General features: G+C 38.7%; 18 protein-coding genes. 9 read left to right on the top strand and 9 right to left on the bottom strand.

The window, feature by feature from the left end; genetic code table 11:
• Positions 1-5: 5 nt before the first annotated feature.
• Complete coding sequence (locus tag ABDZ97_RS09220; RefSeq protein ID WP_343786822.1) at positions 6-866, bottom strand: hypothetical protein; 861 nt, start codon at positions 864-866, stop codon at positions 6-8.
• Positions 867-902: 36 nt separating this feature from the next.
• Positions 903-1,901: a Gfo/Idh/MocA family protein gene (locus ABDZ97_RS09225; RefSeq protein ID WP_343786824.1), complete on the bottom strand. Its 999-nt coding sequence runs from the start codon at positions 1,899-1,901 to the stop codon at positions 903-905.
• Positions 1,902-2,048: 147 nt separating this feature from the next.
• On the opposite strand from ABDZ97_RS09225, the gene truA reads away from it, so the two are divergent.
• From truA to ABDZ97_RS09270, 9 genes are all read left to right on the top strand, one after another.
• A complete protein-coding gene (gene truA, locus ABDZ97_RS09230) occupies positions 2,049-2,777 on the top strand; it encodes a tRNA pseudouridine(38-40) synthase TruA (protein WP_343786827.1) in 729 nt (242 codons plus the stop codon).
• 100 nt (positions 2,778-2,877) lie between these two features.
• A complete protein-coding gene (locus ABDZ97_RS09235) occupies positions 2,878-4,629 on the top strand; it encodes an ABC transporter ATP-binding protein (protein ID WP_343786829.1) in 1,752 nt (583 codons plus the stop codon).
• A 93-nt stretch (positions 4,630-4,722) separates the two neighbouring features.
• Complete coding sequence (hisS, locus tag ABDZ97_RS09240) at positions 4,723-6,111, top strand: histidine--tRNA ligase (protein WP_343786831.1); 1,389 nt, start codon at positions 4,723-4,725, stop codon at positions 6,109-6,111.
• 4 nt (positions 6,112-6,115) lie between these two features.
• Complete coding sequence (gene hutH / locus ABDZ97_RS09245) at positions 6,116-7,615, top strand: histidine ammonia-lyase (protein ID WP_343786833.1); 1,500 nt, start codon at positions 6,116-6,118, stop codon at positions 7,613-7,615.
• Positions 7,597-8,130, top strand: coding sequence for a hypothetical protein (locus tag ABDZ97_RS09250; RefSeq protein WP_343786835.1), 534 nt, complete (start codon positions 7,597-7,599; stop codon positions 8,128-8,130). The genes hutH and ABDZ97_RS09250 overlap by 19 nt, the downstream gene beginning before the upstream one ends.
• A 56-nt stretch (positions 8,131-8,186) precedes the next feature.
• Entirely contained in the window at positions 8,187-9,812 is a 1,626-nt protein-coding gene (locus ABDZ97_RS09255) for an ABC-F family ATP-binding cassette domain-containing protein (protein ID WP_343786838.1), read from the top strand.
• An 81-nt stretch (positions 9,813-9,893) separates the two neighbouring features.
• Positions 9,894-10,679, top strand: coding sequence for a nucleoside triphosphate pyrophosphohydrolase (mazG, locus tag ABDZ97_RS09260; RefSeq protein WP_343788023.1), 786 nt, complete (start codon positions 9,894-9,896; stop codon positions 10,677-10,679).
• Between the two features lie 137 nt (positions 10,680-10,816).
• A complete protein-coding gene (locus tag ABDZ97_RS09265; protein ID WP_343786840.1) occupies positions 10,817-11,119 on the top strand; it encodes a hypothetical protein in 303 nt (100 codons plus the stop codon).
• Positions 11,120-11,122: 3 nt separating this feature from the next.
• Complete coding sequence (locus tag ABDZ97_RS09270) at positions 11,123-11,380, top strand: hypothetical protein (RefSeq protein ID WP_343786842.1); 258 nt, start codon at positions 11,123-11,125, stop codon at positions 11,378-11,380.
• A gap of 73 nt (positions 11,381-11,453) precedes the next feature.
• Here ABDZ97_RS09270 and ABDZ97_RS09275 read toward each other — a convergent pair whose 3' ends face one another.
• The 7 genes from ABDZ97_RS09275 to ABDZ97_RS09305 form a co-directional block, all read right to left on the bottom strand.
• Positions 11,454-12,551, bottom strand: a complete 1,098-nt coding sequence (locus tag ABDZ97_RS09275) for a lipase family protein (protein ID WP_343786845.1) — start codon at positions 12,549-12,551, stop codon at positions 11,454-11,456.
• A 68-nt stretch (positions 12,552-12,619) separates the two neighbouring features.
• Positions 12,620-13,798, bottom strand: a complete 1,179-nt coding sequence (gene lysA / locus ABDZ97_RS09280; protein ID WP_343786847.1) for a diaminopimelate decarboxylase — start codon at positions 13,796-13,798, stop codon at positions 12,620-12,622.
• An 85-nt stretch (positions 13,799-13,883) separates the two neighbouring features.
• Complete coding sequence (locus ABDZ97_RS09285; protein ID WP_343786849.1) at positions 13,884-14,444, bottom strand: hypothetical protein; 561 nt, start codon at positions 14,442-14,444, stop codon at positions 13,884-13,886.
• Entirely contained in the window at positions 14,434-15,159 is a 726-nt protein-coding gene (locus tag ABDZ97_RS09290; protein WP_343786851.1) for a tRNA threonylcarbamoyladenosine dehydratase, read from the bottom strand. Before ABDZ97_RS09290 ends, ABDZ97_RS09285 begins: the two co-directional genes overlap by 11 nt.
• Complete coding sequence (locus tag ABDZ97_RS09295) at positions 15,156-15,809, bottom strand: TatD family hydrolase (protein WP_343786853.1); 654 nt, start codon at positions 15,807-15,809, stop codon at positions 15,156-15,158. The genes ABDZ97_RS09290 and ABDZ97_RS09295 overlap by 4 nt, the downstream gene beginning before the upstream one ends.
• Positions 15,810-15,882: 73 nt before the next feature.
• A complete protein-coding gene (locus ABDZ97_RS09300; protein ID WP_343786855.1) occupies positions 15,883-19,308 on the bottom strand; it encodes an Ig-like domain-containing protein in 3,426 nt (1,141 codons plus the stop codon).
• A gap of 11 nt (positions 19,309-19,319) precedes the next feature.
• Positions 19,320-19,577, bottom strand: a complete 258-nt coding sequence (locus ABDZ97_RS09305; protein WP_343786858.1) for a hypothetical protein — start codon at positions 19,575-19,577, stop codon at positions 19,320-19,322.
• Positions 19,578-19,925 lie beyond the last annotated feature (348 nt).

Below are 19,925 nucleotides of genomic sequence, written 5' to 3' on the forward strand. Positions count from 1 at the left end.
GAGCGTCAGAAGTGTATCAGTTTTATATTGTCGATGATTGCATAACTATCAGACATGCCAGTCTGAAGAATACTGGTAAAGAGTAATTGAAACTGATTATAATTTACACTATAACTAACGATTTCCCGGATATCAATGTACATCTTTTTCCAAACGACATTCCCTTCATACTGAGTATTCAATAGTACGTGAGCATTTACATTAAATCCATCCTGATTAATTGCTTTTACAGACGTTAATATCGAGTTAGTATTGTAGTAATCGATTTCAATATACACATCCTGACCTTTTGGGATGTTCCACATATCAGTTGTAGCTGCTTCCCAAAGTGAATCTGTGGTATTTAGATCCACACGACCATAAAAATTACCGTACTTTAATATTTCAGGATCATTGTCTTTATAAAGATCTGTTTTACTGTAAATAGTTGATTGTATTTTTACAGACGCATCCTCAAAATCTTCAATCCAGAAATTAAGCCCTGAAAAATAACGTGTCACAGGTGTTACTGTTGTAGTATCCAATCGTGTAAAATTAATCTGCTCAGAATACACCTCTACGAACGGGTAGCGTACTTTACTTGCCGAAATTCCATTCTTCCGCACACCGGCTACAATTTGCAGCTTATGAGATCCTTCGTAGTCAAGCGGTAATTTACAGGGAAGTTCAAAAACACCCAGTAGTTCACCGTCAATATAGACCCAGGCATCGGAGAAGTTATGAGTAAGTTCCCCCTGAAGACTAGAGGCAGAAGGGTTCTCCTCCAGGATGAAGTCATTAATTTTAAGAAACGTTGGTGGATTTACGTCTTTTCCGCAGGAATAAAGCAGAAAAACACCAATTATGCTTACCAGTAGTTTATTCATTTCGTACAATTCTCAACTGTTAAACGTAAAAAAGAATTAATTATTTTCGGTAATCAGGTTTCCCGAAAATTTTAATTTCTCCAGGATTTGGTGAGCAATCGAAAGTGCAGCATAGCCGTCTTCTATTGTCACAGCAGGAGTTGAGTTTTCATTAATTGCCAGAGCAAAGGAGCGAAGTTCTTCTTTTATCGCATTTGTTTCCTGAATGTCTGGTTTATCAAATTGAATTTTTTTCGAAGGTTTCCCCGGTCCGAGATCCATAACAATATCAAAGGGGTCTGGTTCTCCCTGTACGTCAGTCATAGTAACAACTTCCATCTCCTTCGTCAAAAAATCAACACTCACGTATGCGTCTCTCTGGAAAAAACGACTCTTACGCATATTTTTTAAAGAGATACGCGAAGCCGTTAAGTTAGCGACAGCCCCGTTATCAAACTCTATCCGTGCATTGGCGATGTCCGGAGTGTCGCTTACCACAGCTACTCCAGATGCAGAAACACGTCTTACGGATGATTTTACAACACTCAGTATAATATCCAGATCGTGAATCATCAGATCAAGCACCACAGGAACATCACATCCTCTGGGGTTAAACTGAGCTAATCGGTGTGTTTCAATAAACATGGGTTTTTCCAGATACGGCAATGCAGCCTGAAAAGCAGGATTAAATCGTTCTACATGACCGACCTGCACTTTTACATTAGCCTCATGAGCGAGATTCATTAGAGTTTTTGCTTCTTCCGGAGTTTCAGTTATTGGTTTTTCAATAAAAACATGTCGTGAAGCTTTTAAGGCCATCGAAGCACAATCGAAATGAGCCAATGTTGGAGTGACAATATCTACCACATCAACATGTTCAATAATCTCTTCAATACTGGAGAAAGCTTTTGTGTTAAACTCCTTAGCTACCTGCGCAGCCTGTTCAGGATTAGGGTCATAAAAACCAACAAAATCATAAACATCCTCCAGTTCTTTAAGAAGACGAATGTGAATCTTTCCCAAATGACCTGCTCCCAATACTCCGACTTTCAGCATACCTTTTAATCTGTTTTTTACAAAAATAAAGTTTGAACCTACTACTTAACTAAGAAAAAACCGAATGTTATGAACAAAAAGGCTTGAAAAAGTACCGTTTCAGTGGAAATTCCCTGTCTTATTACCTTTTTATATACTTTTGCGGGTATGAGACTGCGATTGGATTTACAGTATGACGGAACCGGTTTTTTTGGTTGGCAAATTCAGCCTGATGTGATTTCTGTTCAGGGTACGATTGAAGATGTTCTCACCCGGTTAAATAGTGGGAGTCCGGTTGAAGTTATGGGATGTGGAAGAACTGATACAGGGGTACATGCTTTTCATTATGTAGCGCATTGTGATTTTTCGTTTAAGGGAAATCTTACAGATCTTAAATGGAAAATGAATACGATGCTTCCTTCTTCGATTGCTATTCTTTCTGTTGAATCCGCTGAAGAGCATTTTCATGCACGTTTTGATGCACGTTTTCGAACGTATAGGTATTTTATTCATCAGGTAAAGAGTCCGTTTGAAAAATCGTTTAGTTATTACTATCCGCATACGTTGGATGTAGAGGCCATGAATAAAGCCTGCTCTTTTATCATAGGCCAAAAGGATTTTACTTCCTTTTCAAAACTACATACAGATGTAAAAACCAATGACTGTGAAGTAACCGGAGCAATGTGGGTAAAGGAGGGGGATAAAATCTATTTTGAGATCACAGCTAATCGTTTTTTGAGAAATATGGTGCGTGCAGTGGTTGGTACTTTACTTTTGGTCGGAGAAGGTAAAATCAGTCCGGAAGAAGTAGCTGCTATAATTGAGAGAAAGGATCGGGGAGAGGCTGGAAGAAGTGTCCCGGGTTGCGGACTGTTCCTTTGGAGAATAGAGTATTAGTGACCAGATTGAAATAATAACAGTGTAATGTGGAATAATCCGGGGAAATAATTTATGGAAAGCGTTCTCTTTTCCTGAAATGCTGTGTATTTTTGTGGCTGTGAGTAAAGAAAAAAATAGCGAATTTTCTGTTTTTAAACGATTATTCCAGGCTACCCGTTCATACAGGTGGCTTTTCATAGGAGCGTTTCTGGTAACTATAACTCTGGCTGTTTTGGGGCCGTTCAGACCTATGCTGATGGGAGAAATTGTAAATGAATTTCTGAATAACCCGGGGCAAAAAGATCAGTTATTGTTTTGGATCGCTATTCTTCTAGTGATTTTATTTGCCGAGGCACTGTTCCAGTTTCTTTCATCCTATATGTCTAATTTATTGGGGCAATCCATCATTTTGGATATGCGGAAGAAGTTGTTTAAGCATATCGTGTCCTTCCGTATGAAGTTTTTTGATAAAACCCCGATAGGTTCGTTGGTTACCCGTCTTGTTGCGGATATAGAGGCAATCGCAGATGTTTTTTCACAGGGATTGATTAATATTTTAGGAGATATTCTGGCTTTAGTAGCTGTCGTTTTATTCATGCTTTATGATAACTGGCAACTTACTTTAGTCGCTTTGATACCCATTCCGCTTTTGATTTTGGCAACCCGTATTTTTGCCCGTGCAATGAAAAAGGCTTTCCAACAGGAACGGTTACAGGTGAATCGGTTGAATAATTTTGTTCAGGAACGGATAACAGGAATGGCCATTCTCCAGATTTTCAATCGACAGAAAATTGAAATGAATCATTTTCAGGAAATTAATAAAGAGCACAGACAGGCGCATATCAATGCCGTGTGGGCAAACTCTATATTTTTCCCGATTGTCGAATTACTGAGTTCTATATCCATAGGAATGCTTGTTGTTTGGAGTGTGATTCAATTAGAGTGGGTGGATAGCGATGAGCATGTTTTCGGAGAAATAATTGCCTTTACTTTGTGGATTCACATGTTGTACCGTCCTATTCGCCAATTGGCGGATAAGTTTAATGTATTGCAACGCGGAGTTGTTCGTGCAGAACGTGTATATGAATTACTGGACAGGAGTGAGCATATTCAGGATGACGGGAAAGTAGACCAATGTGATTTTTCGAAGGAAATTACTTTCAAAAATGTTTGGTTCGCTTACAAGGATGAAGATTGGGTTCTTGAAGATATAAACCTGACAATCAAAAGTGGCGAAACGGTTGCTTTTGTCGGTGCAACAGGAGCAGGTAAGTCTACTATAGTTAATCTTCTGGGACGTTTTTATGAGTTTAAAAAGGGAAGTATTGAGATTGGAGGGGAATCCATCGTTGATATCAACCTGAACTATCTCCGAAAAAACATAGCTATTGTATTGCAGGACGTGTTTCTGTTTTCAGATACCATTCACAATAATATAACACTTGGAGATCCATCTATTTCCCGTGAACAGGTAATCGAAGCGGCAAAAGCTGTAGGAGCCCATGATTTTATTATGCGCCTGAAAGATAATTATGATTACAATGTAGGAGAAAGAGGAGGCGTGTTATCTGTCGGGCAACGACAGTTACTTTCATTTATACGCGCTTTTGTATACAATCCGAAGATTTTGGTTTTGGATGAAGCTACTTCAAACGTTGATAATGAATCGGAAGAACTGATTCAGCGAGCGACCGAGAAGTTGACAAAAGGAAGAACTTCTATTGTTATTGCTCACCGACTTTCCACTATCCAGAAGGCGGATAAAATTGTTGTTATGGAGCATGGACGAATAATAGAAAGCGGAACACACCAGGAGCTTCTGGAAGAGAACGGACATTATAAAAAACTGGTCGATTTACAGTTCAAGTAATTACTGTTTCATAGAATAAACCGAAGAATAGCCTTTAAAATAACAAGTCAAGTAAAGAATATTAAATTTGCAGGACAAACGAATTCATACGTAATGGCACAGAAACCAAGTATTCCAAAAGGTACACGAGATTTTTTACCCGCAGATGTGGCAAAACGCACCTATATTTTTGAAACGATTAAAAATGCGTTCAGAAAATATGGTTTCCAGCCCATTGAAACTCCTTCTTTTGAGAAAAGAGAGACATTGTTGGGGAAATATGGAGAGGAAGGAGATCGATTGATTTTCCGGATTCTCAACTCCGGAGATAAAATGAAAAAAGCTGATTTGAACGCTTTGGAAAATGATAATCTGGCTGTATTTGCAAATTCATTATCTGAAAAAGCATTGCGATATGATTTAACAGTTCCTTTTGCACGATTCGTCGTTCAGCATCAGAATGAAATCTCTTTTCCTTTTAAAAGATACCAGATTCAACCCGTTTGGCGGGCAGACAGACCGCAGCATGGCAGGTATCAGGAATTTTATCAATGTGATGCGGATGTTGTAGGAAGTGATTCGTTACTCTACGAATTAGAGTATATTCAGCTTTTTGACGAGGTTCTTACTTCGTTACACATTCCTGATTTCACGATTAAAATCAATAACCGAAAGATTCTTTCCGGAATTGCTGAAATCAGTGGGGAATCGGAACGGTTAATTGATATGACAGTTGCGATTGATAAGCTGGATAAAATTGGTCAGGATGGTGTGGTGAAAGAGTTGGAAGAAAAAGGTATTTCCGCTGCTGCTATTGCAAAAATCACACCCTTATTCGATTTGTCAGGGTCAAACTCAGAAAATTTGGAAAAAATACGCGGGTTTTTGGCTGAAAGTGAGATTGGTCTGAAAGGAATTGAGGAACTAAGCTTTTTATTGGAGCAGATTGAAGCATTGGGATTAAACCGCGCTAAACTCGAATTTGACGTAACACTTGCCCGCGGATTGAATTACTATACAGGCGCCATTTTTGAAGTAAAAGCAAATGGTGTTAAAATGGGAAGTATCTGCGGTGGTGGAAGGTATGATGACCTTACCGGGCTTTTTGGAATGTCGGGAATGTCCGGAGTTGGGATCTCTTTTGGGGCAGATCGTATTTATGATGTATTGACCGAATTACAGCTTTTCCCTGCCTCATTGGAGAAAGGGTTAACCCTATTGTTTGTAAACTTTGGTGAAAAAGAGCAACAACATTGTTTAAAATTACTCAAAGAGGTCAGAGCTAACGCTATTGATGCGGAACTGTACCCTTCATTTGATGCTAAAATGAAGAAACAGATGAAGTATGCGGATGATAAAAAAGTAGAGTTTGTTGCTATTGTCGGAGAGGAAGAAATGAATGATGGACTTATTCAACTGAAGAATATGGCGACCGGAGAACAGGAGGAATTCAGCCTGGAAGAGATGATAGATTTTTTAGTGAAAAGACATAATGCATATTAGTAAGATGAACACATTTACCATAACGAAGGAATACATTACACTTGATCAATTACAAGATGTTTTATCAACTAATACTATAGTTGAATTAAGTCAGGAGTGTAAAGAGGCAGTAGAGAAGTGCAGAAATTATCTTGATCAGGCTGTTTCAGGACGAGAGGAGTTGATTTACGGAGTTAACACAGGTTTTGGTTCTTTATGTAATACGGCGATTAGTGAAGATCAGCTGAGTTTGTTACAGGTAAACCTTGTTCGTTCTCATGCATGTGGTGCGGGAAAAGAAATAGATCCGGAAATTGTACGGATTATGTTGCTGTTAAAAGCCATTGGGCTTTCAAAAGGACATTCAGGTGTGCAATTGGCGACTGTAGAACGACTTTTGTATTTTTTCAATAATGATATACTTCCTGTTGTATATGAACAGGGGTCTCTGGGAGCTTCTGGAGATTTGGCCCCATTGGCTCATTTGTCATTGCCTTTATTGGGTGAGGGAGAAGTGTTGGAAAAAGGACAGCGGAAATCTGCCGGTGAAGTACTTCAATCACATAATCTTGAACCGATTGTTCTTCAAAGTAAAGAAGGTTTGGCTCTATTGAACGGAACACAGTTCATGAGTTCTTTCGGGTTATGGAGTGTATTACGTGGACGTGAAATTTTGCAGGGAGCGAATAAAATTGGTGCAATTTCTCTGGAGGCGTATGACGGAAGAAAAAATCCGTTTAATGAAAATGTAAATGCAATTCGTTGCCAGGAAGGACAGATGGTTGTTGCTGCAGAGTTCCGTAGATTATTAGCGGGTAGTGAATTGATTGATCGGGTGAAAGTGAATGTTCAGGATCCGTATTCATTCCGTTGTGTTCCGCAAGTACACGGAGCTTCTTTTGATGCTTTAAGTTATGTGTTTCAAATTATTGAAAAAGAAGTGAATGCGGTCACTGATAATCCAACTATTTTTCCGGATGAAGACGAAGTGGTTTCGGCAGGGAATTTCCACGGTCAGCCTCTTGCGTTATCAATGGATTTTTTAGCGATTGCAATAGCAGAACTGGGAAGTATTTCTGAGAGAAGAACCTATAAGTTGATTAGTGGGACCAGAGATTTACCGGCTTTTTTGGTTACCAACCCCGGACTTAATTCCGGATATATGATTCCTCAATATGCGCAGGCATCTATTGTGAGTCAGAACAAACAACTGTGTACACCTGCCAGTGTCGATACCATTGATTCCAGTAACGGACAGGAAGACCATGTGAGTATGGGGGCTAATGCGGCAACAAAATTGTACCGTGTAATAGATAATGTTTTTTCAATTCTTGGGATTGAGCTAATGAACGCATCTCAGGCTATTGAGTTTAGAAGACCGGGAAAAAGTTCACCTGTTTTGGAGGAAATACTCCATTTGTTCCGGAAAGAAGTACCTTTAACGGAGAATGATACCTATATGCATCCAAGAATGGAGGCAAGTAAGAATTTTGTAAAGAACGAGTTATGGAAAATCAATTTGTAGAAATAGAGAAAGAACAGAATCAGAATAAACGGCCGTTATTTTTGACGGTTCTTGTAATTCTTACCTGGATATGGACGGCGATTTCAATCATGAATAGTTTTACCGCACTGGTAAATGGTCCAATGGATGATGAAATGATGAAAGAGCAGGAATTAGCGGCTGCTAAGACGATTAGTGAGCTAAAAGAGAGCGGACAGGATGGAGAAGAAGGCGAGTTTGTGCAAATGATTGAGCTGGGACTTGAAAGAATGAAATACGTCAACGAAGAAGCATTTATACGTAACTACCTGACGATTCTTGTTGTTTCTATTCTGGGTGCGATAGCTGCCTATCTGATGTGGACACGGAAAAAGACAGGATTTCACCTGTACATTATTTATACTCTGGCGTATATCGGTATGGCATACCTGATTTATCCGGCAAGTATGGTTATTAATATGGAAGTATACATCAATTTGTTGATAGGAGGTTTGTTTGTGATCCTGTATTCGAGGAATCTTCACGCGATGTCCTGATTTTGTAAGTGATATCGCTATTAATTCACTACCTTTGCACCAAATTTTAGAAAAATATGTTAACAGTAAGCAATTTATCTCTTCAATTCGGAAAACGTACCTTGTTTGATGATGTAAACCTTAAGTTCCAGAATGGAAACTGTTATGGGGTGATCGGAGCAAACGGAGCCGGAAAATCTACTTTCCTGAAAATCCTTTCCGGAGAGCAGGATCCTACGAGAGGTTCTATTGATCTTGAGCCGGGGAAACGAATGGCTGTTTTGAAGCAGGAGCACAACGTGTTTGACGAATACGAAGTGTTGAAGACTGTTATCATGGGGCACAAGCGTCTTTATGAAATCATGGAGGAGAAAGATGCTTTGTATGCCAAACCGGACTTTTCGGATGAGGATGGAATGAGAGCATCCGAACTGGAAGCTGAATTTGCTGATATGGAAGGTTGGAATGCAGAGACCGATGCAGCAAGTTTATTGTCTAATCTGGGAATTAATGAATCGTATCACTACATGAAAATGGCAGATGTTCCTGCTGAGTTGAAGGTACGTATTCTATTAGCACAGGCACTTTTTGGTAATCCGGATGTCTTAATCCTGGATGAGCCGACGAATGATCTGGATGCAAGAACAATTGCCTGGTTGGAGGATTTTATTCTTGATTTTAAAAATATGGTGATTGTTGTTTCTCACGACCGTCACTTTTTGGATGTTGTGTGTACACACATCTGTGATATTGACTATAGTAAAATTCAATTATTCACAGGAAACTATTCTTTCTGGTACCAGTCTTCACAGTTGGCCGCACGCCAAAGAGCGGACAAAAACAAGAAGAATGAGGAAAAGAAGAAAGAACTTCAGGACTTTATTTCCCGGTTCTCAGCGAATGCTTCTAAATCGAAGCAGGCTACCAGTAGACGTAAGTTATTGGATAAGTTAGACCTGGATGAAATTCAGCCTTCATCCCGACGCTATCCCGGAATTCAGTTTTCGCAGGAAAGAGAAGCCGGAAATCAGGTGTTGAATGTTTCAAACCTGAGTGCAAAGGGAGAAGAAGGGGAAGTGCTATTCAAGGATTTGAATTTTGTGATGAATCAGGGGGATAAAATTGCTTTCGTTTCTAACAATTCGAATGCAATTACTGCCTTATTTGAAATCCTGAACGGTAATAAAGAACAGGAATCAGGTGAATTTACATTCGGAACAACTATCTCAACAGCGTATTTACCAAGTAATAACAGCAGCTTTTTTGAGGACGAGATTAATCTGATTGATTGGTTGCGTCAGTATGCTCAGACAGACGAAGAGCGCGAAGATGTTAATCTTCGTGGATTCCTGGGACGTATGCTGTTTACCGGAGAAGAAGCTTTGAAGAGTTCAAAAGTTCTTTCCGGAGGAGAGAAAATGCGTTGTATGTTGTCACGTATGATGTTGGCTAAAGCGAATTTACTTATGCTTGACGAGCCGACAAATCACCTTGATTTGGAGTCTATTACAGCATTAAACAACGGAATGCGTGATTTTGAAGGACAGATTTTGTTTAGTTCTTATGATTATGAGTTGGTGAATACAGTAGCGAACAGAATTATAGAATTGACTCCCAATGGAGTGATTGATAAAATGATGCCTTACGAAGAATATCTCAAGGATGAGAAAGTTGTGGCACAGAAAGAAGAGATGTATGCGTAATGCATTCTGAATAATTATAGAGAAAGAGAGGTGATAATAAGCCTCTCTTTTTTGTTTATATTTTTACAAAAACAAATAATGATGCATACCCTGGAAGAAAAAAAAGCAGCATTTGAGAGATTGTTGAATATTATGGACGATCTAAGAGAGAAATGCCCCTGGGATAAGAAGCAAACGCTTGAATCTCTTCGCCACCTGACAATAGAAGAAACATACGAATTAGGAGAAGCTATTTTGTCAGGAGATATGAATGAACTGAAAGGGGAAATTGGAGATCTGTTGTTACACATGGTATTCTATTCGAAAATAGCATCTGAAACGGGTGATTTTGATATTGCTGATGTATTACATGCTATTTGTGATAAGCTGGTATATCGCCATCCACATATTTATGGTGATGTTGAAGCCTCGACAGAGGAAGAAGTAAAGGCCAACTGGGAAAAATTAAAATTGAAGGAAGGTAAAAAATCTGTTCTTCAGGGGGTTCCTGCAGGTTTGCCGGCAATGGTAAAAGCAGCTAGAATTCAGGAAAAAGTAAAGGGTGTAGGTTTTGATTGGGACAACCGGGAACAGGTTTTTGATAAGGTGAAAGAAGAATTGGACGAATTAAAAGAAGAGATTGATAAGGGATCGGATCAGATAGAAGATGAATTTGGAGATCTGTTATTCTCTATGATTAATTATGCGCGATTTATAGGTGTTAATCCGGAAAATGCGCTGGAAAAAACCAATAAAAAGTTCATTTCACGTTTTACCGCAATGGAAGAATATATAGCAAACGATGGTAAGCAGTTCGCGGAGATGAACCTGGAAGAGATGGATACATACTGGGAAAAAGCTAAAAACGAACAACTTAAAAATCAATAATCGCGACACAAAGTTTGTTGATAGAGTAAACAACGTGTTTCGTGCGTTAAATTTTCCGGTTAGTATAAAATAAGCAGTATAATTTTTTGGCGAAATTTGATAAAACTTCTATCTTGGCACAACAAAAAAATATAACTATGAAAAAGAACTTATTTGTTTTGGGAGCTGCTGCTTTAGTTTTGGCTTCTTGTGGAGGTCCAAGTGACGAAGAAATGAACAAAGCTGCTCAGTCAATGTGTGACTGTGTAGAAAAGAAGCGTGCGGAAGCTGATCCGGATGATTTATTTGCTACTGACGATATGCACTTTGCTTTTTGTGCATTGGATGTTGCTGTTGATCACGGAGTAAACTGTGCTGATGAGTCGTTTGCAAAAGCTTTGGATGGAAAATGTCCTGAATTGAACGAGCTACAGAAAGAGTACGCTAAAACAGCTGAGTAAAAAATGGTACGTTGGTTATTTTTTTCTTTACCCGTTTTCTTTTTGTTGAGCTGTGGTTCGACAGAAGAAGAGAAAAATGCAGCTGAAATAGCCTGTTCCTGTTCCCAAGACAAATCTGTTTTTGGTATAGCGAACTGTTTTGCTTCTGTTGCAGATAGCCTTGGTGTTGATCCGGCTTCAATCGGATATGATAGGGCTTTCAGAAAGCAATGTCCGGAAACTTATGATAGATTGATGGACTTTTCGAAAGGGAAAAAATGAACTACGTAAGCCGTAAGAAATAGAAAAGACCGGAATTTTATTCCGGTCTTTCTTTTTATCTGTTTGTTGGTAATTATTTTGTTTCCGGCAGTTTTTCCGCGAGCATTAAATAAGGCTCAAACATGTGGTGTTGGAAAATATTCTCCTGAGCGTCTTTTGGAAACGAAGCATAATATTCAACATCAGGCATAAGGACAACAGGAATTCCTGCCCGGGTATAATAGATCCCTCTGGAAAATTCAGGTTGTACATATTGAGGTTTACTTTTTTGTATTAGTTTTCCAGTTCTGTATCCCAGTTGCTTTTTCACATTTTTCCGGGCTTTTTTGGTAGACTTATCCATACTGTTATAGGCACCTTTTAGAGCCATTCGTACAAGTAATTTTTGTTTTTTCAGCATAGGTTTTACATATCTGAAAGGATTGGTTGTCGCAAAATCTTCTGAAGTCTGGACAGTAATCGGAGTTTCCGGAACCCAATCTTCCGGATTTACGACCGTGTAAGACCAGCCTCCAAATGTTAAATGCTCATAATCATAAGCAAAATAAAGGTTTCCTGGTTTGGGTGCAGCACTGGCATACGTTTTAAATACGATATCGGCCGGTAGTTTTCCGTCCTTTTGAAGATAACGCAGATAGGCAGTAGTAAGGTGAGATAGAGCACCTCCCTGACTATGACCAAAAATCAGAACATTTTTTACACCCGTTCGGTAGCAGGAATCAATTTTTTGTACAATATCAGAAGCCATTGATCCCAAACCAAACGTCCATCCGGCATGAACCGTTGCATCCGAACGTTCCGCCAGTTTATAGTTGAACGTTAGTGAATCATTAATCTTAATTTCTCCACGGGCTGGAATCATTGCGGCATAAAAGTTGGCCAACCAACTCAATGCTTCAGGTGCTGTACCACGAAGACTTATACCGATTTCATTTTTATCCTTTCGCATCCAGAGATCCCAGCGATTTAAAAGACCTACAACAGGGGATCGGTATATGCGATCATATTTATCAGATCTGAAAACAGCGTCAGGAGTAATAGTATCCTTTTGAGCGGCATTCATTTTTAATGTTTCAATATACTCTGTTTTTGAAAACCCGGAAGACAAGTCATTGGCAAGTAGAGTCAAAGCAGAGATGAAAGAGAGTAGAGTTAATATGTATCGTTTCATTTAACGTTAAATTAAGGAATAAACAAAACTAATAAGTTTCAACTCAAAATACGATAAATTCGGAGGAATTAAAAAGATTGTTCGACCTTAATTTTTTTTCTTTGAGAAGTATACATATTGAGATTGTTTCCCTCTTTGTACACACAGGAAGGAGCCAGACGTTGTGTATAGTTTAATCGCATGGATTCTGCATAAGCACCGCAGGAATGAATAACAATATGATCTCCTTCTTTCAATTCGGGGAGGGAATAATTTTTTCCAAAACAATCTGTTGATTCGCAACTTGGACCACTAAGTGTGTACGTTTGAAATTGAGTTGTTTCAGAATGCGGTTGCATAGGTGAGATGTGATGTCTTGCACCGTACAAAGCCGGTCGCATTAGGTCGTTCATTCCCGTATCCAGGATTACAATTTTTTCGTCCTGTCTGTTTTTAATATACTGTACCTCCGTAATCAATTTACCACATTGACCGACAAGACTTCTTCCGGGTTCAAGGTACACATGAGGAAAACGATCCTGTGGAAAATAAGGGCGGATGGCCCGCATCCATCCGGTAAAGTTTGGTATCATTTCGTTATCCGGATCATCATAATTTATTCCCAATCCTCCACCTAGATTGACATAATCAAATGAAAAGGAAGAAGGCAGGGTTTGAAAAAAGTAAAGTACAGACCTGCTTAATTCTTCAAAATAGTCCATTCTTGTGATCTGTGATCCGACATGAAAGTGGAAACCACAGGGCAGGAGAGTAGAGTTCCTTTCAATAAGTTTCTGAATTAATCGGGAAGCTTCTTCGGTGCTGATTCCAAACTTATGATTATTCCCACCGGTTTGTATATGTTGATGGGTATTGGTGTAGACATTTGGAATAACCCGCAAAGCTATTTTAGTTGTACATTCTGTTGGATAAACCGAAGAAATATACTCCCATTCGGAGAGTGACTCACAATGAATAGTAGCAATATTTAATTGTAAAGCTTCATCAATTTCACGTTTCGTTTTTCCGGAACCCGCGAAGGCTATCTGATAAGGTTGGAAACCATTTGTTAATGCCAGTTTAATCTCGCCAATTGAAACAGCGTCTATCCCAAAACCATATTTTCGGATGCGTTCCAGTATATACGGATTTGTATTAGCCTTGATTGCATATAGTAATTTTATGTTATAAAGTTCTGCTGCAACCTGAGCCTGTTCAAGTGTAGTATCCAGCAAATTCATATCATAGAGGTAATAAGGCGTTTCCATCTGATCTTTTTTAGACAAAAATAAATCAGAAAATTCAATATTAAACCATTTGTTAAAATACAAACAAATTAACTACAAAAACAAACTATTCTCCATAATTCAATACGTTCAGTTGTAAATCATAAATAATAGAGAAATGTTTTTCATTTTTCACACCATTATAGATGTAGCGAATAGAAGCTTTCTGGAAGTACCCGGTCAGGGGAGGTTCAGAGTTCTCCATTTCAGACTGGAGTTTGGAGATACGCTTTTTCTCCTTTCCAGTCGTTTGCTTTCCAGAACGGATAGTCTTTAGAATAATCTTTCTAAGCTTTGTATATTGTTTTAAAACCTGTTTATTAAGATCTTCTGGGAAAGTAGTATCGTTATACTTTTCTCGATATAAAAATGCAGCATAGTATTCGTCTCTGTCCGAATAGAGAGAAGGGTAGGCAAGTGAAGTGATTTCTAGTGGGTACTCTCGTATAAAGGAAAGTTCAGAAAAGTTGAATAACTCATAGTTTTTCTTGTCTATCTCTTTTTGGAGAATACTATCGATAAACAAACTAAACTGAACCTGAGCTTTGTGTTTCAGCGAATCCTCCTGTCCGTATAAGAATGAAAGTGAGCAGAAGGTAAGAACCAGTGAAAGGATGTTATTTTTCAATTTTTGTCAATTGTTGGATTACATACGCAGCAGCGTGTAATCCGAAAAGAGCCGGAATATAGCTGATGGTTCCGTAAAATGATTTCTTAAAGTTCGTTCCATCTGTCATTTTCAAAGAATCTTCTTTTTGGTGTTCCGAAGAGAAAACAGCCTTAATCCCTTTGTTAATATTTTCTTTTTTCAGACGTTTTCGAAGATGCTTGGCCATTTTACAATTGACCACTTTTGAAATGTCCCGTGTCTGAACTTTTGAGGGGTCCATCTTTCCACCTGCTCCCATAGAGCTGATAACTTTGAATTTATTCCTCTTACAGGCAATGAGCCAGGTAAGTTTGGGAGTGATAGAATCAATACAATCCATCACATAGTCGGGCTGGTATTCGGTTAAAATTTCGCCAACTCTTTCCGGTTGAACGAATTCATTCAGAACATGTAACGTTATATCCGGATTAATATCCCTGATGCGTGCTGCAAGAACTTCTGCTTTGGATTTTCCGATAGTAGATTCCAGTGCCGGAAGCTGACGATTTTTATTGGTCGGGTCAAAAACATCTCCGTCAATAATAGTCATTGTTCCGATTCCGGATCGCGCAATAAATTCAGCGGCGTATGAACCAACTCCCCCGAGTCCACAGATGAGCACATGACTTTTTTTTAGATTCTCAATCGCATCTTTACCAATCAAAAGCTCAGTTCTTTCCAACCAGTCCGTCATAGTTTTACATCAAAAAAGGTGTGTGTATTTTGTACTATTTTTTTTTCGAAAGCTTCCAAAGATACGTTTTTCAATTTAGCCGCAAACTGAATTAATTTATTAATTTCTGCAGGTTCTTGCTCATCTGTTTCTAAAAAAGTTTCCGTATCAGGAAGAATAGAATAGATTTCTTGTATGGATGGAGAACTGAGAAGATACGTTCCAAAACTCAGTTTAATCCCTTGTTTGATTATCATTTGAGCTACTTGCATCTTGCTTCGAAAGCCATGGACTACCATAGCAACGTTTATCCATTCCTTTTTTAAGCTAATTAATTCATTGAAAGCTTTGACGCAATGAATGATAACCGGTTTTCCTGTTTTTTCAGCGAGGGCTAACTGTAAACTGAGAATTTCTATTTGTTCTTTTAGTGAAGCTCCTCTTAGTTTATCTAATCCACATTCACCAACTGCAAAGCAGTTTTTCCTGTATAGTAGTTGTTCCAGTTGTAAGCAGGCCTCCGCAACGGAACAGTTCATAGTATTCGTTTCCCAGGGATGAATACCTACTGAAAAAGGAGCATCATAGTGAATTGCTTCATGGATTTCTCCGAAAGAAAAACTTCGAATAGCATCTTTCGCTGGTATATGAGTATGAATATTCCTGATCATCTTGGGGTAAAATAAACAAAAAAACCGCACATTAATTAATGTGCGGTTCTTCTATTGTTTTAATCAGGGATTTTTATTCAATAATGATCTTTACAACATGATTTCCTTTTTCGGAAGTAAATGTCATAAAGTAAATTCCTGAAGCGAAATTAGAAATATCAAGCGATTCGTTGAAAGAACTCATTGGTTTGATGTTCGAAAGAATAGATTCTTTACCATCTGTCGTAACCAATGAAATACTGATTTCAGCATCCTGAATATTATCCAGAGAGACAGTTACTAATCCTGAAGCAGGGTTCGGGTAGACAACAAGATTGTTGATAAAATTCTCCGCAACTGATACGTTTGGACAATCTTCAACAGTGATAGTTTCTGTTGCTACTCCTGTACATCCTTCAGGTGTTTCATAAGTATATGTGATCGTATGTGTACCTTCTCCTGCAACTGATGGATCAAATGAACCAGCATTTACTCCTGTTCCTGAATAGGTTCCTCCAGCTGGAGTACCACCCGTAAGTACAATTGGATTTTCTTCGTTATCACAAACATCTTCAAAGGCAGTAAGCGTTACTGTAGGGTTTTCATTTACTGTTACAGTTACCTGATCAGTTCCCTCACAACCATTTGCATCTGTTCCGGTTACGGCGTAAGTAGTTGTTGCTGTTGGAGTAAAGGAAACACCATCCTGTACACCATTATCCCATACATATGTATCAGCACCTGAAGCAGAAAGTGTAACTTCTTCTCCTTCACATACGGAAACATCAGCTCCTGCATCTACTGAAGGAGTTTCAGCTGTTACAGTAATCTGATCAGTTCCTTCACAACCGTTTGCATCTGTTCCGGTTACTGTATAAGTAGTGGTAGTCGTAATCATAAATGCTACACCATCCTGTACACCATTATCCCATACATACGAATCTGTTCCCGAAGCTGATAGTGTAATTTCGGTTCCCGGACATACGATAAAGTCTGATCCTGCATCTACTGTAGGAGCTGGATTAACAGTCACTACTATAATATCACTATCTGTACAACCGTTAACATCTGTTCCTGTTACACTATATGAAGTAGTGTTGTTAATGATGAACGGAACACCGTCCTGTACACCATTTGTCCAAACATATGAATCTGCACCTGAAGCAGAAAGTGTTATTTCATCACCTTCACAAACTGTAAGGTCAGCTCCTGCATTAACTATTGGGTCTGGGAATACATTTATTGTTGCACTTCCTGTCCCTGTGTTTGTACATCCGGTCGCATCTGTTACAGAAACGATCGTATATGTTCCAGGTGTAGAAATGTTTTGAGTAACACTTGCAATAGGCGCACTTTGTGGGAAGTTGTTAGTTCCGTTAGAAGCTATTAAATCCCATGGTCCGGTTCCTGTTAATGTAATCGTAACAGGAGCGTCTCCGTTAGAACAAATATCACCTCCTCCGGAAATTGTTGCTGTCGGAGCTTCAGTAATCGTTACCGTAAAACTAGCCTGATCCATTGGGCAGGAAGCTGTAGCAGCAATTGTATTCGTTACTTCATAAGTTCCAGACTGACTGTTTGCTAAATCAATAACTCCTGTTGAAGTATTGATTGCTAACCCTGTTATATCAACACTGAATACACCCGCACTTGCTCCTGTTAAGAAAACCGGAGAAGGGTTAGACTCTGATTGACAATATTCAGTTTCTGCATAGGTAAATACAGCATCAGGAGAGCTGGTAATTGTTAACGTATTAGTTTGTGAACTTGGGCATGTACCATCAGTTGTAAATGTAATTTGATAAACCCCATTCAAGCTGCTTGTCATATCGATTTCACCAGTCGCAGTATTTGCAAATACAAGATCCGGAGAATCTACCGTAAAGGTTCCTGTAGCATTTACAGTTGGAGTTTCGTTGGCTCCTCCTGAACAAAGTGTTCCTGAAGCATATGAGAAGCTAGGGTCATCTAATGGATTCACTGTAACAGTAATCTGATCGGTTCCTTCACAACCATCTGCATCTGTACCAATCACATTAAATGTAGTAGTGGCAGAGATGTTGAAAGGAGTCCCGTCTACTACACTGTTATCCCAGACATAGGAGTCGGCTCCGGATCCTGATAATGTAATTTCATCCCCTTCACATACTGTAAAGTCTGTTCCGGCAACAACTGTTGGGAGTGCGTTCACAGTAACGGTAATATCTGCCTGATCTTCACATCCGTTTGCATCTGTAAGAACAGCTGTATAAGTAGTTGTAGCTGTTGGTGATACAACAACAGAAGTTCCTGTTCCAATGCTGGCTGCTCCTTCAAACCATTCTATTGTTCCGTTTCCGGAAGCAGTCAGTGTTGCATTATCACCGTTACAAACTGTTTGATCAGTTCCAACAGTAATTGTTTCCTGAGGAGTATTAGATAGCGTTACAGAATACGTTTCTGAACACCCGTTACCGTCTGATTCTACATAAACAGTGTAATTTCCTGCACTTAATCCGGTAAACGTATTACTTGCTGAAAAATTAGTTCCATCCAATGAGTAACTATAAGGAGCGGAGCCACCACTGGTTCCTGTTATTTCAATTTCTCCGTTATCATTTCCACAAGTCAGATCAGTTGTGTTTACAGTTGCCGATATCGCGGGGTTTACAGTTACCGTGTAGTAAACTCCTCTTGTCTGACAAGAACCTGTTGCGAAAATATAGACTCTATTGGTTCCAGTTTGTGTAGTTGTTAATGTAGCAGTTTCACCCTCTTGTTGGTCATAGTATGGTTGGCTCGGAGGATCACTTGTAAGATACCACTCATACAATGTTGCATTTGTTGAGCTACTTGCATCAACATTAAATACACCTCCCACACACGCTGTAGCATCTTCAAAAGTAGCAGAAGGTGCTGGAGTAGGATCAGAAGAAAGTAAAACATCCATTAAAAATGCATTTTGCGATGGATTTCCTCCGATGGTATATTCAGCTCCAGTATACATCCATGTTCCGTTAGCATAGAACATTGTAAAATCATTACTTGCGGGGTTTATACAGTATAATGCAAATGTATCCAGTGGATTTGTATACGACAATTCATAACCTACATAAAATGAACTGGTCACAGCAGTAGGTGTTGTAAATTCTATAATATTATACTGCCCGGGTGTTAAATCAGCTAATGGAACTACTTCTGATCCAATGATAGAACCGGGACTTCCCGAGGCATCAGCATATACGTTAAAGGTAACAGATCCCCCGCCATCAGATACTCTGGAAGGGCCTATTACGATTCCTCTTACTTCCGTTGCAGAAGGTGCAACATATCTTTCAGCCCATGCTTCTACGTTGAAGTTTGAAACACCATCACTATAGATTAGGTTTCCTGCAAAATAACCTGCTGTTGGTGAAGAAATGACAGTGAGTGGATCACTTGTTCCATAATTTCGTAGTGTATCACAACTCTGTGCATAACTGAAGTTGCTCAGAATGGTCACTACCATAAAAAATAATGAGTTAAAAACTATCTTTTTCATATTAGTCTTGTTTAATTAGATTGATTGTTTTCAAATTCTTCTTTTCGAACTTGTTGCTCAGGAATAGCTTCCAGATTAGCTCTTTTAATGGACTTATATTCCTTATTTATTTTAGAAGCAGGTGTTTGTTTAGCTTCTATTTTTTCTTTTGGAGCCTTAACTCCGGTAGAAGAAGTTGATTGTGATGGATTCACTTCGTTGTTTTGTTGAGCGAACGAAATAGAAGCCATAGAAAATACAAAAAAAGTAAGTGCAATTGACTTTTTCATAATAATAGATTAACAGTTTCGTCGACGAAAATACAGGTTTAATTTTGATTCGAATTTGATTGTTAATAACATGACTCTTGATTGTGAATAACCAGGAATCAATTTCACAAACAGAGCAGAAAACATGACCTTTTCCTGATTTTTGTCTGTTTTTTAACAAAGACAGCCGAAAATCAACAGTATAAAACTAAAGAGAATCAATACTCTTTTGCGAATCTAATTTTTCAAGATACGAATTACGTGTATTTTGGTTGGTTTGAATTCTTTGTAAATCTGATTTCTGGACTTAGAAAGGAACTAATACATTCTACTTTCTTTTTCAACAGATTCAATCGTAGATTAATCAGT

Source organism: Wandonia haliotis, assembly GCF_039523435.1.
GTDB classification, from domain to species: domain Bacteria; phylum Bacteroidota; class Bacteroidia; order Flavobacteriales_D; family Crocinitomicaceae; genus Wandonia; species Wandonia haliotis.

Coding starts and splice junctions, on each gene's coding strand:
- ABDZ97_RS09220 (WP_343786822.1), bottom strand. CDS start 866: ATGAATAAACTACTGGTAAGCATAATTGGTGTTTTTCTGCTTTATTCC.
- ABDZ97_RS09225 (WP_343786824.1), bottom strand. CDS start 1,901: ATGCTGAAAGTCGGAGTATTGGGAGCAGGTCATTTGGGAAAGATTCAC.
- truA (WP_343786827.1), top strand. CDS start 2,049: ATGAGACTGCGATTGGATTTACAGTATGACGGAACCGGTTTTTTTGGT.
- hisS (WP_343786831.1), top strand. CDS start 4,723: ATGGCACAGAAACCAAGTATTCCAAAAGGTACACGAGATTTTTTACCC.
- hutH (WP_343786833.1), top strand. CDS start 6,116: ATGAACACATTTACCATAACGAAGGAATACATTACACTTGATCAATTA.
- ABDZ97_RS09250 (WP_343786835.1), top strand. CDS start 7,597: ATGGAAAATCAATTTGTAGAAATAGAGAAAGAACAGAATCAGAATAAA.
- ABDZ97_RS09255 (WP_343786838.1), top strand. CDS start 8,187: ATGTTAACAGTAAGCAATTTATCTCTTCAATTCGGAAAACGTACCTTG.
- mazG (WP_343788023.1), top strand. CDS start 9,894: ATGCATACCCTGGAAGAAAAAAAAGCAGCATTTGAGAGATTGTTGAAT.
- ABDZ97_RS09265 (WP_343786840.1), top strand. CDS start 10,817: ATGAAAAAGAACTTATTTGTTTTGGGAGCTGCTGCTTTAGTTTTGGCT.
- ABDZ97_RS09270 (WP_343786842.1), top strand. CDS start 11,123: ATGGTACGTTGGTTATTTTTTTCTTTACCCGTTTTCTTTTTGTTGAGC.
- ABDZ97_RS09275 (WP_343786845.1), bottom strand. CDS start 12,551: ATGAAACGATACATATTAACTCTACTCTCTTTCATCTCTGCTTTGACT.
- lysA (WP_343786847.1), bottom strand. CDS start 13,798: ATGGAAACGCCTTATTACCTCTATGATATGAATTTGCTGGATACTACA.
- ABDZ97_RS09290 (WP_343786851.1), bottom strand. CDS start 15,159: ATGACGGACTGGTTGGAAAGAACTGAGCTTTTGATTGGTAAAGATGCG.
- ABDZ97_RS09295 (WP_343786853.1), bottom strand. CDS start 15,809: ATGATCAGGAATATTCATACTCATATACCAGCGAAAGATGCTATTCGA.
- ABDZ97_RS09300 (WP_343786855.1), bottom strand. CDS start 19,308: ATGAAAAAGATAGTTTTTAACTCATTATTTTTTATGGTAGTGACCATT.
- ABDZ97_RS09305 (WP_343786858.1), bottom strand. CDS start 19,577: ATGAAAAAGTCAATTGCACTTACTTTTTTTGTATTTTCTATGGCTTCT.